This window comes from Gemmatimonadota bacterium, assembly GCA_016713785.1.
Taxonomy (GTDB): Bacteria; Gemmatimonadota; Gemmatimonadetes; order Gemmatimonadales; family GWC2-71-9; genus JADJOM01.
This window is the reverse complement of record JADJOM010000003.1, coordinates 2,253,461-2,269,608: the sequence shown is the minus strand read 5'-3', so window position 1 is coordinate 2,269,608 and position 16,148 is coordinate 2,253,461. Positions and strand designations below refer to the sequence as shown.

At 74.5% G+C, this 16,148-nt stretch carries 14 protein-coding genes; 11 read left to right on the top strand and 3 right to left on the bottom strand.

All coding sequences use genetic code 11. From position 1 onward, the window contains the following. Window positions 1-244 precede the first annotated feature (244 nt). Window positions 245-3,262, bottom strand: a complete 3,018-nt coding sequence (locus tag IPJ95_18275; GenBank protein ID MBK7925549.1) for an N-6 DNA methylase — start codon at window positions 3,260-3,262, stop codon at window positions 245-247. A gap of 136 nt (window positions 3,263-3,398) precedes the next feature. On the opposite strand from IPJ95_18275, the gene IPJ95_18270 reads away from it, so the two are divergent. Genes IPJ95_18270 through IPJ95_18260 form a run of 3 tightly spaced genes read left to right on the top strand, consistent with a single transcriptional unit; the run spans window position 3,399 to window position 6,833 of the window. Continuing rightward, the gene (locus tag IPJ95_18270; GenBank protein ID MBK7925548.1) at window positions 3,399-4,043 is read left to right on the top strand and encodes a hypothetical protein; all 645 of its coding nucleotides are present in this window, start codon (window positions 3,399-3,401) and stop codon (window positions 4,041-4,043) included. 14 nt (window positions 4,044-4,057) lie between these two features. After that, window positions 4,058-6,166 carry a PAS domain S-box protein gene (locus IPJ95_18265; GenBank protein ID MBK7925547.1) on the top strand — a complete coding sequence of 703 codons (2,109 nt, stop codon included), beginning with the start codon at window positions 4,058-4,060 and terminating at the stop codon, window positions 6,164-6,166. A gap of 22 nt (window positions 6,167-6,188) precedes the next feature. Then, entirely contained in the window at window positions 6,189-6,833 is a 645-nt protein-coding gene (locus IPJ95_18260) for a hypothetical protein (GenBank protein MBK7925546.1), read from the top strand. Here the strand turns inward: IPJ95_18260 and IPJ95_18255 are convergent. Further along, on the bottom strand, window positions 6,809-7,951 hold the full coding sequence (locus tag IPJ95_18255) for a glycosyltransferase (protein MBK7925545.1): 1,143 nt from the start codon (window positions 7,949-7,951) through the stop codon (window positions 6,809-6,811). The genes IPJ95_18260 and IPJ95_18255 overlap by 25 nt on opposite strands. Then, complete coding sequence (locus IPJ95_18250; GenBank protein ID MBK7925544.1) at window positions 7,948-8,505, bottom strand: hypothetical protein; 558 nt, start codon at window positions 8,503-8,505, stop codon at window positions 7,948-7,950. Before IPJ95_18250 ends, IPJ95_18255 begins: the two co-directional genes overlap by 4 nt. Window positions 8,506-8,613: 108 nt before the next feature. On the opposite strand from IPJ95_18250, the gene IPJ95_18245 reads away from it, so the two are divergent. The 8 genes from IPJ95_18245 to IPJ95_18210 all read left to right on the top strand — a co-directional run bounded on the left by IPJ95_18245 (window position 8,614) and on the right by IPJ95_18210 (window position 16,138). After that, window positions 8,614-9,576 carry an LD-carboxypeptidase gene (locus IPJ95_18245; protein ID MBK7925543.1) on the top strand — a complete coding sequence of 321 codons (963 nt, stop codon included), beginning with the start codon at window positions 8,614-8,616 and terminating at the stop codon, window positions 9,574-9,576. Beyond that, a complete protein-coding gene (locus IPJ95_18240; protein MBK7925542.1) occupies window positions 9,576-10,409 on the top strand; it encodes an alpha/beta fold hydrolase in 834 nt (277 codons plus the stop codon). The genes IPJ95_18245 and IPJ95_18240 overlap by 1 nt, the downstream gene beginning before the upstream one ends. Before the next feature lie 114 nt (window positions 10,410-10,523). Next, window positions 10,524-10,754, top strand: coding sequence for a zinc ribbon domain-containing protein (locus IPJ95_18235; protein MBK7925541.1), 231 nt, complete (start codon window positions 10,524-10,526; stop codon window positions 10,752-10,754). Continuing rightward, on the top strand, window positions 10,754-11,317 hold the full coding sequence (locus IPJ95_18230) for a CoA pyrophosphatase (GenBank protein MBK7925540.1): 564 nt from the start codon (window positions 10,754-10,756) through the stop codon (window positions 11,315-11,317). Before IPJ95_18235 ends, IPJ95_18230 begins: the two co-directional genes overlap by 1 nt. 88 nt (window positions 11,318-11,405) lie before the next feature. Continuing rightward, on the top strand, window positions 11,406-12,461 hold the full coding sequence (locus IPJ95_18225; protein ID MBK7925539.1) for a FeoA domain-containing protein: 1,056 nt from the start codon (window positions 11,406-11,408) through the stop codon (window positions 12,459-12,461). Window position 12,462: 1 nt separating this feature from the next. Continuing rightward, entirely contained in the window at window positions 12,463-14,664 is a 2,202-nt protein-coding gene (gene feoB, locus IPJ95_18220) for a ferrous iron transport protein B (protein MBK7925538.1), read from the top strand. Further along, window positions 14,661-15,347 carry a metal-dependent transcriptional regulator gene (locus IPJ95_18215; protein ID MBK7925537.1) on the top strand — a complete coding sequence of 229 codons (687 nt, stop codon included), beginning with the start codon at window positions 14,661-14,663 and terminating at the stop codon, window positions 15,345-15,347. Before feoB ends, IPJ95_18215 begins: the two co-directional genes overlap by 4 nt. Next, window positions 15,344-16,138 (top strand): transporter, encoded by a 795-nt coding sequence (locus IPJ95_18210; protein ID MBK7925536.1) that lies wholly within the window; start codon window positions 15,344-15,346, stop codon window positions 16,136-16,138. Before IPJ95_18215 ends, IPJ95_18210 begins: the two co-directional genes overlap by 4 nt. The last annotated feature ends 10 nt before the right edge of the window (window positions 16,139-16,148 follow it).

The window sequence follows — 16,148 nt, the reverse complement described above, 5'->3', positions numbered from 1 at the left end:
CGCCAGCGCCACCCAGGTCTTGCCGCTGCCCACGGGATCGGCGAGCAGGGCGCCGCCGTAGCGCGCCAGCGCGGCGTGCACCCGCCGGAACGCCACCGGCTGGTCGTCGCGGAGCCACGGGGGCGGGGTGCCGCTCTCCGCCGGCAGCAGCGCCGCGACGATGCCCGTGACCACGGCCGGGCCCGGCGCGTCGGGGCCCGCATCGAGCGCGGCCGCGAGCGGGTCGTGGACCTCGCGCAGCGCCTCAGCCACGATCCGGGGCGTGGGCTCCGGGGGCGCGGGCCAGTAGTGCCCGCACCGCGGGCGGCAGCGCGAGGTGCGCGGCGGCGAGGTCATCGAGGGCCTCCTGGATCGGCTCGCCACGGGCGCCGCGCTCGGCGAGCGCCACCAGGCGGGCGTCGGAAGGGACGGCGTCCGGCAGCGGGAGGCCACCAACGACCCGCGCGTTGAACCGCGCGAAGCCGCTGGCCGCCACGTCGGCGGCGGCGCGTGCCGCCACCCGGAGCCAGGTGGTGTTGAGCCAGGCGGTGAGGGCAAGCGCGGTGCGCCGGTCCGGCACCGCGAGGACATAGCAGGTGTTGAGCGGCACCAGGCCACCGGCGCCCGGGCCGCCGAGCGCCACCGCGGCCAGCGCGCGCGCCAGGTCGGGCCACACCACGCGATGCGCCGCGAGCGCGGGCCGCACCCGGAACAGCGTCCACGGCGGGCCGCCGTCGTAGTCCACGCGCGCCCGCAGGATCGCCTCGTGCGGGCGCAGGTAGCGCGCGGCTCCCTCGGGCAGGCGCCCGAACGGCTGCCCCGTGGCGTCGTGCGGGAAGAACAACGGCACCCCCGGCCCGTGGCGGAACGGCGCGAGGTCACGGCCCCGGAGCGCGCGGCGCAGCAGCGCCGGTTCGATGCCGGGCGGGGGATCCAGGAAGACGGCGTTGGCGCCGGTCTTCACGCCCAGCTGGGGCGGGTAGCGCTCGCCCAGGCGGGGATGGTCCCCATGCAGCGTGGCCAGCGCCTCGAGCAGGGCGGGATGGGCGATGATCCACGGCCCCGACTGGCGGAAGCGCTCCTGTGGCCAGTCCACCCCCGCGGCCGGACGGAGCGCCAGCTGCACCCGGTGCGCCGCCGGCGGCGCCCGGCGCGCCGCCACCAGCGCCAGCGGGTAGGCGGTGGCGTCGAAGGCCGCGGCGGGATCGCGGGTGAGGTCCGCCAGGGTGTGCAGGGTGCACTGCTCGGCCAGCGCCCGGCGCATCGTGGCGGCGTAGGCCGCGGTGGCGAGCTTGGCCGGCAGCAGCAGCGCGAGCACCCCGCCCGGCGCCAGCAGCTCGACGCCACGCTCCACGAAGGCGAGCGCGAGATCCGGCTGGTGCGCGAAGCCGGGCCCCCGCGCCCGCCACCAGCGGTAGCGCGCGTCGAGCGCCGCGCGGGTGCCGGGCGCCAGTTCCTCGGCGCGCACCCACGGCGGGTTCCCCACCACGAGGTCAAAGCCCCCGCGCGCCAGCACGTCGCCGAAGTGCACCTCGTAGCTGAACCACGGCACCTCGCCCTCACGGACCAGGCGCCGCCGCAGCCGCCGCACCTGCGCCAGCTGCGCGCGCAGGCGGCGCAGCTCGCGCCGCAGCGGGGCGTCGAGCCCGCGCCGCCCGCCGAAGAGGGTCGGCGCCCGCGCGGCGAGCAGGCAGTCGGTGATGCCCGCCTCCAGCGATGCCCCCGCCAGCTGCAGGCACTCCTCGAGGGCGCGGGCCTCCGCGTGGCGGAGCCGCGCCAGCAGGGCCCGCTTGTCCTCGCCGCGCGCGCCCACGAACGCCTCCCGCAGCCGGCGCAGCTCCGGCGCGCTCCGCACCGGCCGCGCGCCGAGCCGGGCGAGGAACCCCGCCGGGTCGAGGAGGCTGTCCCCCTGGCGGATCAGGCCGTCGAGGTTGGGGAGCGGGGCCACCGCGGCATCCGGGCCCGCCGGCTCCACGGCGATCACCGCGAGCCACAGCCGGAGCTCCGTGAGCCGGACCGCCATGGGGTTGAGGTCCACCCCGTGGAGGTTGCGGGCCAGGATGCTCCGCCGCAGCGCCGCCGGCGGTCCCTCCCCGGCGCGCAGCCCGGCAAGCCGCTCCAGCGCGCCGAGCAGGAAGGCGCCCGACCCGACCGCGGGGTCGAGCAGGCGGATGTCCGCGAGCACGGCGCCGAGCCCGGGGTCGGCCCGTGCCAGCCGCTCCCGCGCCGCCGCCGGCCGCACCCCCGCCTGCTCGGCCACCCAGCTGGTGAGGGCGGCATCCACCAGCTGGCGCACCACCGGCGCCGGGGTGTAGAAGGCGCCGCTCTCCCGGCGCTCATCCGGCGCCATCAGCCCCTCGAAGACCCGCCCCAGCATGTCCGGGGCGATGGCGCCCGGCACCTCGTCCTCCGCCACCACGAAGCGAAAGCGCTCGAACAGCGCGTCGAAGGCGTCGCGCCAGCAGGCCGTGGGCACGTCGCCGCGCCAGGCACGTTCCAGCGGGTGCGGCTCGAACAGCCCGCCGTTGAGGAACGGAATCCGGCCGAACCGCCGCGCCCGGCGGCGGCGCTCCGGGGGCTGGTTGAGGGTCCCGAAGAAGAGGGGGCGGAACAGGTCCCGGTGCAGCGAGCGGCGGGACGCGAGGGTGTCGTCCACCGACCGGCGCAGGAAGTCGGGCCGGCCATCGAGCCACCCCCGCGCCTGCACAAAGTAGAGAAAGAGCACCCGGGTGAGCTGCACCAGCGCCAGGGTGCGGCCCGTGCCGCGGGGCGGTGCCGGGGTGAGCCCTTCCGCCATCCGGTCGGCCACCGCCTGGAACGCGCGGAAGAAACGGTGCCCGACCTCCTCGGTGCCCAGCAGGTCGGCCAGCGCCAGCGCGGCGGCGAGCGGGGCGCTCGCGGACTGCGCGATGGCGCCGATCCCCGCCAGCCGCTGCAGGTCGGCGCCGCTCGGCGCGTCGAGCGGGACGGCGAGGCCGCGGTACCGGTCGAGGGTGAGCGCGGCGGCCAGCTGGCGGCCCACCGGGTCCAGGGCGAGCACGCCGGCCAGCCGGCCCTGGGCCTGCAACGCCTGGCTCAGGTGCCGCGCACCGGTGAGCGCGCCCCGGGTCAGGACGCCGATCCAGGGCAGCCGCCCCGGCAGCCCGAACTCGACCGCCTCCGACACCGGGAGTGGAAGCGTGCCGGGGGGCAGCGGCCGCGCCGCGCCCAGGCCGCCGCCGGGCGCGAACAGCCCCGGCAGGTCGGCGGCGCAACGGAGCTGGCGGAGGCGGGCGGCGTCCATGGAATCCCCTGGCGGTCGGGGGTCCATGGTAGTGGTGACGCGAGTGTAACTTGGTAGCCGGGCCGATGCGGCGGGGTGCCGAATAACCCGTGTCCGTCGGCCGGTTCCCATCGCCGATGCCGGAGAGGAATTCCCGATGGTCCGTCCGCCGCTGCTCGCCGCGTTGCTGCTCGCCGCCCTGCCGCTGGCCGCGCAGGAGGCGACCACCTTCACCATCACCCGGGACGCCGATACCGTGGCCAGCGAGGCGTTCGCCCACGCGCCGGCCGAGCTGACCGGGAGCCTCACGCGGGTGAGCGGCACCGTGCGCGAGCGGGTGCGCTACCGCGCCACGATCGTGGACGACCAGAGCGCCCCGCTGCTCGAGCTCACCGCCTGGCGGGCCGACGATCCCGAGGAGTCGCCGGCGCGCCAGACGGTGCGGGTGATCTTCAAGGACGACAGCGTCGCGGTCGACGACGTCAACCGCTGGGGCGGGGTGATGACCCGGGTCCTCCCCACCCGGCCCGCCGCGGTGCCCTACCTCAACCTGTCCATCGGCTTCCTCGAGCTCGCCACCCGGCGGCTGGCCGCGAGCCGCGTCGACAGCCTGCCGGTGCCGTTCTTCAACCTGGGCGGCGGGCAGACGGTCGTGGGCGGGGTGCGCCGGCTGGGCGCCGATTCCGCCGCCGTGCGCCTCGGCGCCGTCGAGTTCCGGGTCGCGGTGGATGCGGCCGGCCGCATCCTGGGCGGGCGGGTGCCGTCGCAGGGGCTGCTCATCGCGCGCGGGACGGCCCGCTGACCGGTTCGTCGCCGATGCCCGCGCCCCCGGTCTCCCGGCCGCGGATCCCGGTCGCGATCGCGCTGGGGTACATCGCCTTCGGGGTGGTCTGGATCCTCTTTTCCGACGGCCTGGTGGAGGGGATCCCCGACATCTCCCCCGCCACGATGGCGCGGCTGCAGACCCTCAAGGGCATGGTCTTCGTGACCCTGTCCGGGGGGCTCATCTGGTGGCTGGCGCGCCGCGGCATGGGCGCCGTCACGGAGGCGGAGCGGGCACGGCAGGAGAGCGAGTCGCGGTATCGCCAGATCTTCGAGAAGTCGACCTCCGTCTGCCTCCTCGTGGACGTCGACACCACCCACCTGGTGGACGTGAACCCGGCGGCGGTGCTGTTCTACGGCTGGTCCCGCGAGGAGCTGATCGACAAGGCCCTCGGCGAGATCGACATCATGCCGGACGTGGAGCTGCGGCGCGCGATCAACTCCGCGTGGCTGGAGCGGCGGAACTTCTTCATCTTCCGCCACCGTCTCCGGTCCGGCTCCACCCGCGACGTCGAGGTGCACTCGAGCCCGATCGTCCTCAACGGCCGCCCCACCCTCTTCTCGATCGTCCACGACATCACCGACCGGGTGCGGGTCGAGCGGCAGCTGGTCGAGTCCGAGTCCAACTACCGCCGGGCCCTGCAGCAGGCCTCCGACGCCATCGTGGTCAGCGACCGGCAGGGCGTGATCCTCGAGGTCAACGCCCGGGCCGAGGAGCTGCTCGGGTTCCCCTGGGAGGAGATCCGCGGCCGCCGCATGGAGGACTTCGTGGCGCCCGAGGACCGCGACCGGCTGCCGCTCAGCCTGCGCGACCTGCTGGAGGGACGCGCCACCCTGCACGAGCGCCGGCTGGCCCGGAAGGGTGGCGGCCTGGTCGAGGTGGAGATCAGCGCCCGCGACCTCGGCGACGGCCGCTTCCAGGCCATCGTGCGCGACATCTCCGAGCGCCGCCGCCTGGAGGAGCAGCTCCGTCAGGCGCAGAAGATGGAGGCCGTGGGCCAGCTCACCGGCGGCATCGCCCACGACCTCAACAACCTGCTGACCGTGGTGCTCGCCAACAGCGAGATGATGGCGGGGGCGCTGCCCACCGGGCGGCAGGACCTGCAGGACGACCTCGAGGAGCTCCAGTCGGCGGCGCGCCGCGGCGCGCAGATGATCCGCAAGCTGCTCTCCTTCAGCCGCCACGCCCCGCTCACCTACCAGGTGCTCGACCTCGGCCGCCTCGTGGGCGACCTGCTCGGCACCCTGCGCCGCCTGCTCCCCGCCCACATCGAGGTGCGGATGCAGCGCGACGGCAGCCCGGTCAAGTCGCTCGCCGACGCCGGCGCCATCGAGCAGATCCTGCTCAACCTCGCCACCAACGCCCGCGACGCGATGCCCCGCGGCGGGGAGCTGGTGCTCGAGGTGCGCAAGGTGGACGTCGCGCGGCCCCCCGCCGGCGCCCTCCCCGGCAGCTACGCCTGCCTCACCGTCCGCGACAGCGGCGTGGGCATGGACGAGCGGGTGCGGGCCCGCATCTTCGAGCCGTTCTTCACCACCAAGCCCCCCGGCGAGGGCAGCGGCCTCGGCATGTCGATGATCTACGGCCTCACCCAGCAGCATGGCGGGTTCGTGGAGCTCGACAGCGAGGTCGGCAAGGGCACCACCGTCCGGATCCACTTCCCGCTCGCCCGCGAGGACCACCCCCTCACCGAGATCACCCCGCCGCCGGTGGGGCTCCGCGGCGGCCGCGAGACGATCCTGCTGGTGGAGGACGAGGAGGGCCTGCGCCGCGTGGCCCAGCGCGCCCTCGAGAAGGTCGGCTACAAGGTGCTCACCGCCGGCGACGGCCTCGAGGCGCTGGAGATCTACCACCACCGCTCCCACGAGATCGACCTCATCATCACCGACGTGGTGATGCCCAAGCTCGGCGGCATCGCGCTGTACCGCACCCTCCGCCAGGATGGCCACGCCCCCCGCTTCCTCTTCACCTCGGGCTACGCCGCCCACGAGGTGATGCGCGGCGACGTGCCCGACACCGACCTGCAGCTGCTGCAGAAGCCCTGGACCCTCGCCGACCTCACCCATCGGGTCCGCGAGGTGCTCGATCGCGGCACCCGCTGACCGGCCCCTCCCGGGAGCTCCCATGCCCGACGCCCCCCTCGTCCGCCCGCTCGCCTGGCTGCTCCTCCTCGGCAGCCTGCTGCTGCTCGCCTGCAGCGCCGTCCACCCGATGCTCCCGCTCACCGCCGCCGGCGACCTGGCGCTGATCGCGGCCACGCCCTGGTGGCGCGGCATCCACCTGGGCCTGCTGCACGCCACCGGCCTCTGCCTCGTGGGGCTCTGGGCCCGGTGGCTCGCCGCCGATGGCGCCGAGCGCGCCGGACTCGGCGTGGCGTTCGCCGTGGCGGGGGTCGGCATGGCGCTCAACGGCGTCAACATCGCCTACATGACGGGGGCGGGAACCTACTTCGCGGAGCAGGCCCGTGCCGGCGCCGACGTCGCCGTGGCCTATGAGGCGACCCATCGATTCGCGGTGATGTGCGGCCGGCTGGCGGGGTTCGTCGTGGCGCTGGCGGCGGGGGTCATCGCGGCGGTCACCGCGCGGCGCGCGGACGAGCCGCGCGGGCTGGTGGCGGTGGCGGCGCTGGCGTGCGGCGGCGGGCTGGTGGGGAACCTCGTGGCGCCGCCGGGCCACCCCGTGATGCTCACCTCGGTGGGCGTCCTCGGCGTGTGGCAGGCGGCCACCGCCGTCCGGCTGCTGCGCTACCGGTTGACGCGCCCGTCGTAGGTGCGGCCCTTCCACTCCACCCGCGCGGCGCCGCGCAGGGTGGAGCGCAGCACGATGTACAGCGTCACCAGCGCCCCGACCGGGTAGCCCAGCCCGTACCAGGGCGGGATCTGCATCCCGATCGCGACCAGCGTCCAGTAGAGCAGCGAGGCGCCGGTGGCCACCCACGCCGCCACGCCGAGCCCGGGCAGCGGCAGGACGGCGCCCGCGGCGAGGGTCGCCGGCGGCAGCAGCCAGAACAGCATCGCCCCGCCCAGCATCACCGGCACCAGGGCGCGCAGGAGCGGCTCGTCCGGGTAGGTGCGGCGACCGCCCAGGTACACGTTCTTGGACCATCCCTCGACGAGGTGGCGGAGCCCGGTGTACATCCGGGTCTCCATCATCGTCTCGGCAAACGCAAAGTGCAGCGTCAGCCGGTGCCGCCACAGCGCCTGCGCCAGGGCCAGGTCCTCCGCCACCTCGGCGCGCACCGCCGCGTGGCCGCCGATCGCCTCGTACGCCGCGCGGGTAAAGAGGATGAACTGCCCGTTGGCGATGACGTCGCCGGCGCGGCGCGGGTGATTCACCCGCTCGGGCTGGAACCGCAGCCCGAGCAGCACCCACACCTGCGGCATGACCAGGCGTTCCCAGAAGCTCACGCAGCGCTGCCGGGGCGCCACCGTCACCGCGTCGGCCGGCCGGGCGCGGAGCGCCGCGAGCGCGCGGCCGAGCAGCTCGGGGCCGTGGCGGGTGTCGGCGTCGGTGAACACGAGCAGCTCGCCGCTGGCCGCGACCGCGCCCTGGTGGCAGGCCCAGGGCTTCCCGTACCAGCCGTCGGGGAGGTCGGCCCCCGGCACCAGGCGGAGCCGCGGATCGGACGCGGCGAGGCGCCGCACGATCGCGGCGGTGTCGTCGCTGGAGCGGTCGTCGACCACCAGCAGCTCGACGTCGGGATAGGCCGTGGCCAGTACCGAACGCACCACCGTCTCGATGACGGCGGCCTCGTTGCGGGCCGGGATGATGACGCTGAGGCGGGGACCGGCGACGGGCGGGAGCTCGGCGAGGTTGGGGCGGCGCCGGCCAAGCCGGAGGAGCGTAAGCAGGAACAGCAGCCAGGGCAGGGCGGGCAGCACCGTCACCGGTGCTTCACCACCGCCGCGAGCTCGGTCTCGATCTGCTCCAGCTGCTTCTGGATGTCGTGCTGGTCGAGCGCGCTGTCCGGCGCCGGCACCCCGTTCTGGGTGAACAGCGTCGCCACCAGCGCGTCGGTGTAGCCGACCACCGCCACGGCGATCCCCTTGTCCAGGATCGTGTTCAGGCGGAGAATGATGGCCATCGCCTGGCGCTGCCGCAGCGGGGTGAGCACCGGCCCGATGCGGCGGATCAGCAGCTCGCGGAGGTACTGCAGCTCCTCCACGATCTCGCCGGCCGCCAGGCCCCGCGCGGCGCCGAAGCGGCCGTAGTGCTCGGCGGCGTGGTGCCACACCTCGTTGACCGACCGCCGCAGCGGGCCGACGCTCTCGATCATGATATTGTACAGCAGGCGCAGCTCGCGCTCGATCGTGCCGGGGGGCATCCGGCCGGCGCTGGCCACCCGCGCATCGAGCCAGCTGGTCCACTCCTGGATCACGGCATCGCGATGGTCGGCCATGGCGCGGCCCACGGTCAGCAGCGTCGGATGCGATGCGCGCAAAGAGGGGGCTCCGGGGGTTCAACCGGGCGCAAATCTACACCCGCAGGGATGACGCGGTCAAAACAACCCGGGCCGGCGCAGCGCGACCGGCAGGAGGCAGACCCAGGCATGTCCATCGTTCCCCGGCGCCCGCCCCGGATCAGCCCCGGCCAGCGGGTGGCGCTCATCGCCCCGGCCGGCCCGCTCTCCGAGCGTGACGACCTCGCCCGCGCGCAGTGGCTCTGCGCCGGCCTCGGCGTGGAGCCGGTGCCCGGCGCCCACTGCCTCGATCGCCACGGCTACCTGGCCGGCACCGACGAGGCGCGCCTCGCCGACCTCAACCACGCCCTCACCGACCCCTCCATCGACGCCGTCTGGTGCCTGCGCGGCGGCTTCGGCGTCACCCGCATCCTCGACAACGTGGCCTTCGGCGCCTTCGCCGCGCGCCCCAAGCCGGTGCTCGGCTTCTCCGACATCACCGCGCTGCTCGTCGCCCTGCACCAGGTCACCGGGGTCACCACCTTCCACGGCCCGATGTCCCGTGCCCCGCTCACCAGCTTCAGTCGCGGCCACCTGGAGCGGGTGCTCACCGCCGCCGCGCCGGCCGGCCGCCTCGGCACCCTGCCACCCCCGGCCGGCGTGCTCGCGCCCCGGAGCCCGCGGCTCATCACCCTGCGCGAGGGCATCGCCGACGGCCCGCTCATCGGCGGCAACCTCACCCTGCTCGCCGCGCTCGCCGGCACCCGCTACTTCCCCGACCTCGACGGCGCCATCCTCTTCCTCGAGGACGTGGGCGAGGACCTCTACCGCGTGGACCGGCTGCTGGCCCAGTTCCGGATGATGGGCGCGCTCGACGGCCTGGCCGGCGTGCTCATCGGCCAGTTCACCGACATGAAGCGCGGCGCCGGCGACGGCGGCGCGCTCCGCTTCGACGAGGTGCTGGAGACCTACCTCCTCCCCCTCGGCATCCCGGTCGCCTACGGCTTCCCCTTCGGCCACGTGGACGACCAGTGGACCCTGCCGCTGGGCGTGCGCGCCCGGTTCGACGCGGGGCAGGGCACCGTGGACCTCATGGAAGCCGCGGTGTCCTGATGGCCACACCCTCCCTCACCCGGCACACGCTCGACGGCGCCCTGGGGCCGCTCCTGGTGGACGTCCGCACCAGCGACCGGCAGCTGCCCCGGCCCGCGGTGCTGATCGTGCACGGGTTCAAGGGATTCAAGGACTGGGGGATGTTCCCGCCGCTGGCCGAGCGCATCGCCCGGGCGGGGTTCAGCGCCGTCTCGTGCAACCTGAGCGGCAGCGGCGTCGATGCCCGGGGCGAGTTCTCCCTGCCCGACGCCTTTGCCCGCAACACCTACTCGGCCGAGCTCGCCGACATCCGCACCCTGCTCGACGCGCTCGAGTCCGGACGCCTCGGCATGCCACCCACGCCGCACGTGGGACTGGTGGGCCACTCGCGCGGGGGCGGCATGGCCATCCTCGCCGCCGCGGGCGATCCCCGGGTGCAGGCGCTGGTGACCTGGGCCGCGATCTCGAAGGTGTCCCGCTGGGATGGCAAGGAAGCGGCCTGGCGCGCGGCGGGGTACCTCGACTCGGTGAACACCCGCACCGGCCAGGTGCTGCGCATCAACACCGACGTGCTGGACGACGTGCGCGATCACGCCGCCGCGCTGGACATCCTCGCCGCCGCCCGCCGACTGGCGCAGCCGTGGCTGCTGCTGCACGGCGCCGATGATGAATCGGTGCCCGTGGACGAGGCACGGGCCCTGGCCGACGGGTGGCGGGCCGAGCAGTCGCGGCGATTCCACCTCGTCGAGGGCGGCGGCCACACCTTCGGTGCCGTGCACCCCTTCGCCGGGATGACCCCGCCCCTCGCCGAGGCGTTCGACGAGACCCTCAAATGGCTGGGGCGGCACCTCTAGGCACGGCCGCTCACCATTCCGCCGAGCCGTCCCCAGGGGGATTCCCTCGCGCCCGGGTCGCGGCTTCGCCGCTCCCGAAGGGCGCTCGGTCACCGAGCCGCCTATATTTCCCCCATGCCCATCTACGAATTCCACTGCCCGTCCTGCGGCAAGGCGTTCGAGCGCCTGGTCCGCGGCGACACCAAGGTCAGCTGCCCCGCCTGCGAGAACACCAAGGTGGAGCGCCTCATGTCCGCCCCGGCCCGCCCGGGCAGCGGCAACTCCGACTTCAACCTCGGCTCCCTGGGACCGATGGGCGGCTCCAAGGGCGGCGGTTGTGGCGGAGGCGGCTGCGGCTGCCACTGATGCCGGTGCAGGACCGGCTGGCCGCCGCCCTCGGCGGCCGGCAGCCCCAGGAAGGCCCCGCTGACCAGGATACCCAGCGGGCCGCCGTCGCCGTCCTCCTCTCCCCCGATCCCGACGCCGTCCTCCTCATCCGGCGCGCCGAGCGCGTCGGCGATCCCTGGTCCGGCCACCTCGGCCTCCCCGGGGGCCGGGTCGACCCCGACGATCCCGATCTCTGCGCCACCGCCATGCGCGAGACGGTCGAGGAGGTCGGCTGCGTCCTCTCCCGCGACCGCCTCCTCGGCATGCTCGACGATGTCTGGCCCCGCTCCCCGCTCCCCCGCCTGATCATCATCCGTCCGTTCGTCTTCGGGCTCGCCGACCGGCCGCCGCTCGCCGCCAACTCCGAGGTGGCCGACGCCTTCTGGGTGCCCCTGGCCGAACTGCGGGATCCCACCATCTACCGCGATGCCACCGTGCACCTGCGCGGCGAGTCACGGGTGTTCCCCGCCTACCACCTCTCCCAGGGGGTGGTCTGGGGCCTCACCGAACGGATCCTCACCCCCCTGCTCGACCTGCTGTAACCCCGCCCGCCGCCGACTGGATTTCGCACCCTTGATATTTCGTACATACTAAATTATTTGTTGCCTTGTACAACCAAGGGACTACTCCGTGCTCCAGCAGGCCCAGACCGTCGCCCCGGCCGTCGCCCTCTCGCTCTTTGCGCTGGGGGCGGGCGTCGTCGCGCTCATCGCCTGGCCGCGCCGGGGGCTCATCGCCCGCGCGCTCCGGATCTCCCGGATGACGGAGCGGGTCTGGCTGGAGGATGCCCTCAAGCAGATCCGGCAGATGGAAGAAGGTGCGCGGCCGGCCACCATCGATGCCCTGGCTGGCGCGCTCGAGGTCGGCCGCGCCCACGCCATGCGGCTGGTGGAACACCTGGCGGAGCAGGGGCTGGCGCTGAGCGACGACGGCCGGCTGTCGCTCACCCCCGCGGGACGCGACTACGCGCTCCGCATGGTGCGCACCCACCGGCTGCTGGAGCGGTACCTCGCCGACCAGACCGGCGTGGCGCCGGCGGAGTGGCACGAGGAAGCCGAGCGGCGGGAGCACCGGCTCACGGCGGCCGAGACTGAACGGCTCTCCGCCACCCTCGGCCACCCGCGCTTCGATCCCCACGGCGATCCGATCCCCACCAGCACCGGCGAGCTGCCGGTCCGCGCCGACCGGCCCCTCTCCGCCTTTCCGGAGGGAGCGGCGGTGACGGTGGTGCACCTCGAGGATGAGCCCCGCGAGGCCTTCGAGCGGATGCTGGCGCTCGGGCTCCGGCCCGGGGTACGGCTGCGGCTGCTCGCATCCGGGCCGCAGGAGGTGAGCTTCCGCTTCGACGGGCAGGTGCACGCCATCCCGCGCGTGGTGGCCGACCAGGTGAGCGCCGAGCCGCTGGCGGGGGGCGAGCCGCTCGACGAGCGGATCCACGGCAGCCTCGCCGCGCTCCGGCCCGGCGAGTCGGCGCAGGTGGTGCGGATCGCCGCGGCGTGCCAGGGTCCGGCGCGGCGGCGGCTGCTCGACCTGGGCGTGGTGCCGGGCACCGTCATCACCGCCGAATACGCCAGCCCCGGCGGCGATCCGGTGGCCTACCAGATCCGCGGGGCGCTGATCGCCCTCCGGCGGGTGCAGGCGGAGCTGATCCAGGTGGAGCCGCTCCCCGCGGCGCGGGCCTCCTGACGTGACGGCCACCCCCCTGTCCCGCCCCGCCCCGAAGGCCGGTGAGCTGGTGCAGCTCACCAGCCGCACCGGCCGCCACGACTTCCTGGTGGGCCTCGCCGGCAACCCGAACACCGGCAAGAGCACCGTCTTCAACGCCCTCACCGGGCTGCGGCAGCACACCGGCAACTGGCCCGGCAAGACCGTGAGCCGCGCCGAAGGCGTCTTCTCGCACGGCGGCAAGCGGATCCGGCTGGTGGACCTCCCCGGCACCTACTCGCTCCAGGCGGGCAGCACCGACGAGGAGGTGGCGCGCGACTTCCTGCTCTTCGGCCGCCCCGACGTGACCGTGGTGGTGCTCGACGCCACCCGGCTGGAGCGGAACCTCCACCTGGCGCTGCAGATCCTGGAGATCACCGACCGCGTGGTGGTCTGCCTCAACCTGATGGACGAGGCCCGGCGGCACGGCATCGCCGTCGACCCCGCCAAGCTTGAGCGGGAGCTCGGGGTGCCGGTGGTGGCCGCCGCGGCGCGCCGAGGCGAGGGCATCCCGGCGCTGCTCGACGCCATCCTGGCGGTGGCCTCCGGCCAGCGCGGCACCGCGCCGTACCGGCTGGAGGCCTATCCCCCCGAGGTGGACCGGGCCCTGCGCGAGATGCTGCCCGCGGTGGAGCGCGCCTTCCCCGCGCTCCCCAACGCCCGCTGGGTGGCGCTGCGGCTGCTGCAGGGGGACCAGCGGATCGAGGAGGCGGTGCGCGAGGGCGTGATCGGCGAGGAAGGGACGCCGGGGATCCGGGCGGTGGGGCCGGACGCCGCCAGCGCCCTGCTCGACACCGTGAACCGCCTCCGCTGGCAGCTGCAGCCGAGTTTCGAGGACAGCCTGGCGGAAGGGGTGTACCGCGCGGCGCAGGGCATCGCGTCGCGGGTGGAGCTGCGGGGCATCAAGCGGGCCCGGTTCGACTTCGACCGCCGGCTGGACCAGCTGCTCACCAGCCGGAGCTTCGGCTTCCCGGTGATGCTGCTGATCCTCACCGTGGTCTTCTGGCTCACCATCGCCGGGGCCAACGTCCCCTCCGCGATGCTGGCCGACGGGCTGATCGACCAGCTGCAGCCGTGGCTCAAGCAGGGCGGGGTGGCCATCGGCCTGCCCGCCTGGCTCAACGGCCTGCTGTTCGATGGCATCTACCTGGCCACCGCCTGGGTGATCAGCGTGATGCTGCCGCCGATGGCCATCTTCTTCCCCGTCTTCACCCTGCTCGAGGACTTCGGCTACCTGCCGCGGGTGGCGTTCAACCTCGACGCGCTGTTCCGCCGGGCCGGCGCGCACGGCAAGCAGGCGCTGACGATGTGCATGGGCTTCGGCTGCAACGCGGCGGGGGTGGTGGCCACCCGGGTGATCGACAGCCCGCGCGAGCGGCTGGTGGCCATCCTGACCAACAACTTCTCGCTGTGCAACGGCCGCTGGCCCACCCAGATCCTCATGGCCACGATCTTCGTGGGCGCGGTGGTGCCGGCCCCGCTGGCCGGGCTGGCCGCCGCCAGCGCGGTGGTAGGCGTCGCGGTGCTCGGCATCGTGCTCATGTTCGCCTCGTCCTGGCTGCTCACCCGCACCGTGCTGCGCGGCGAGGCCACGACCTTCAGCCTCGAGCTGCCCCCCTACCGGCCGCCCAGCATCCTGCGGACGCTGTACACCTCGCTGATCGACCGCACCCTCATCGTGCTGTGGCGGGCGGTGGTCTTCGCCGCGCCGGCGGGGGCCGTGATCTGGCTCATCTGCAACATCCACGTGGGCGGGGCCAGCCTCGCCGCCCACGCGGTGGACGCCCTCGATCCCGTCGGCATCCTGCTGGGCCTCAACGGGGTGATCCTGCTGGCCTACGTGGTGGCGATCCCGGCCAACGAGATCGTCATCCCCACCGTGCTGATGCTCACGGTGCTCACGGCGCGGATCGCCGGGGTGGGGCCGGGCGACGGCGTGATGTTCGAGCTCGACAGCCCCGCCGCCGTGTCCGCCCTGCTCCACGGCGCCGGCTGGACCGCGCTCACCGGCATCAACCTGATGCTCTTCTCGCTGCTGCATAACCCGTGCAGCACGACGATCTACACCATCTACAAGGAAACGGGCAGCACCCGCTGGACGGTGCTCTCGGTGCTCCTGCCCCTCGGGCTGGGGTTCGTGGCCTGCTTCCTCGTGGCCCAGCTCTGGAGGCTCGTCGCCCCATGACCGGCCAGCTCCCCCGCGAGCCCCTCACCCGCTCGGCCGAGGACTACCTCAAGGCCGTCTTCCACCTCTCGGCGGGGGGCAGCGCCGCCGGCACCACGGAACTGGCCCAGGCGCTCGACCTCGCCCCCGCCTCGGTGAGCGGCATGGTGCGCCGCCTCGCCGAGCAGGGGCTGCTGGCGCACGAGCCCTACCGCGGCGCCACTCTCACCGCCGAAGGCCGCCGCATCGCGCTCCGCATGCTGCGCCGGCACCGGCTGATCGAGTCCTACCTCGTGGCGCACCTGGGCTACACCTGGGACACCGTGCACGAGGAGGCGGAACGGCTGGAGCACGCCGTCTCCGACACCCTGGTGGAGCGGATGGCCAAGGTGCTCGGCGACCCGCTCGAGGATCCCCACGGCGACCCGATCCCCGGGCCCGACGGCACGCTGGCGGAGATCGTCTACGTGGCGCTGGCGGAGGTCCCGGTGGGGAGCGAGGTGGAGATCCGGCGGGTGCAGACCAGCCAGCCCGATCGGCTGCGCTACCTGAGCGCCGCGGGGCTGGTGCCGGGCGCGCGGGTGCGGGTGGTGGCGCGGGAGCCGTTCGCCGGCCCGCTTCGCCTCCGCATCGGCCGCAAGGAGCAGGTGGTGGCGCACGACCTGGCGGGCATGCTGCTCTGCGCCCCGGGCAGCCCCGCGTGAGCCGCGCCGCCGCGGCGCTGCTGCTGCTCCTCCTGCCGCGCGCCCTGGCGGCCGTCCAGGAGGAGCCGATCCGGGACAACAGCTTCCTCATCGAGGAGGCCTACAACCAGGACGCCGGCGTGGTGCAGCACATCAGCACCTTCAGCCGCTCGCCGGGGGGCGCCTGGGCCGCCAGCTTCACGCAGGAGTGGCCCTGGCGCGGCCTGGCCGACCAGCTCAGCTACACCGTCCCGCTGCAGCGCGAGGGCACCACCGGGTTCGGCGACATCCTGCTCAACTATCGCCGCCAGGCCGTGGGCAGCGGCGAGACGATGCTTGCCATGGCCCCGCGGCTCTCCCTGCTCCTCCCCACCGGCTCGGTCCGCGCCGGGCGCGGCCGCGGCGGCGTGGGCCTGCAGGCGGCGCTGCCGGTGAACCTGCAGTTCTCCCCCCGCTTCACCGCCGTCCTCAACGCCGGCGGCACCTGGATCCCCCGTGCCCACGACACCCGCGAGCACGTGGCGGCGAGCCTGGCGGGCTTCGCGGGCGGGAGCGTCATCTGGTCGGCCCACCCGCGGCTCAACCTGCTGGTGGAGGGGCTCTGGGCCCGCACCGGCGAGGTGATCGGCGACGGCCGCACCCGCGGGCGCTCGGAGGCGTGGCTCAACCCCGGCGTGCGCTGGGCGTTCAACGGGGCGAGCGGCTGGCAGGTGGTGCCCGGCGTGGCGTACACCCGCGGCCTGGGGCCAAGCGCGGGGGAGGAGGCGCTGTTCCTGTACCTGAGCGTGGAGCACGCCTTCAAGCGGCGGTAGGGCGGTAAGG

Bases quoted from the DNA above. Each gene is read 5' to 3' on its own strand.
- IPJ95_18275 (MBK7925549.1), bottom strand. From the start codon at position 3,262: ATGGACGCCGCCCGCCTCCGCCAGCTCCGTTGCGCCGCCGACCTGCCG.
- IPJ95_18270 (MBK7925548.1), top strand. From the start codon at position 3,399: ATGGTCCGTCCGCCGCTGCTCGCCGCGTTGCTGCTCGCCGCCCTGCCG.
- IPJ95_18265 (MBK7925547.1), top strand. From the start codon at position 4,058: ATGCCCGCGCCCCCGGTCTCCCGGCCGCGGATCCCGGTCGCGATCGCG.
- IPJ95_18260 (MBK7925546.1), top strand. From the start codon at position 6,189: ATGCCCGACGCCCCCCTCGTCCGCCCGCTCGCCTGGCTGCTCCTCCTC.
- IPJ95_18245 (MBK7925543.1), top strand. From the start codon at position 8,614: ATGTCCATCGTTCCCCGGCGCCCGCCCCGGATCAGCCCCGGCCAGCGG.
- IPJ95_18240 (MBK7925542.1), top strand. From the start codon at position 9,576: ATGGCCACACCCTCCCTCACCCGGCACACGCTCGACGGCGCCCTGGGG.
- IPJ95_18235 (MBK7925541.1), top strand. From the start codon at position 10,524: ATGCCCATCTACGAATTCCACTGCCCGTCCTGCGGCAAGGCGTTCGAG.
- IPJ95_18230 (MBK7925540.1), top strand. From the start codon at position 10,754: ATGCCGGTGCAGGACCGGCTGGCCGCCGCCCTCGGCGGCCGGCAGCCC.
- IPJ95_18215 (MBK7925537.1), top strand. From the start codon at position 14,661: ATGACCGGCCAGCTCCCCCGCGAGCCCCTCACCCGCTCGGCCGAGGAC.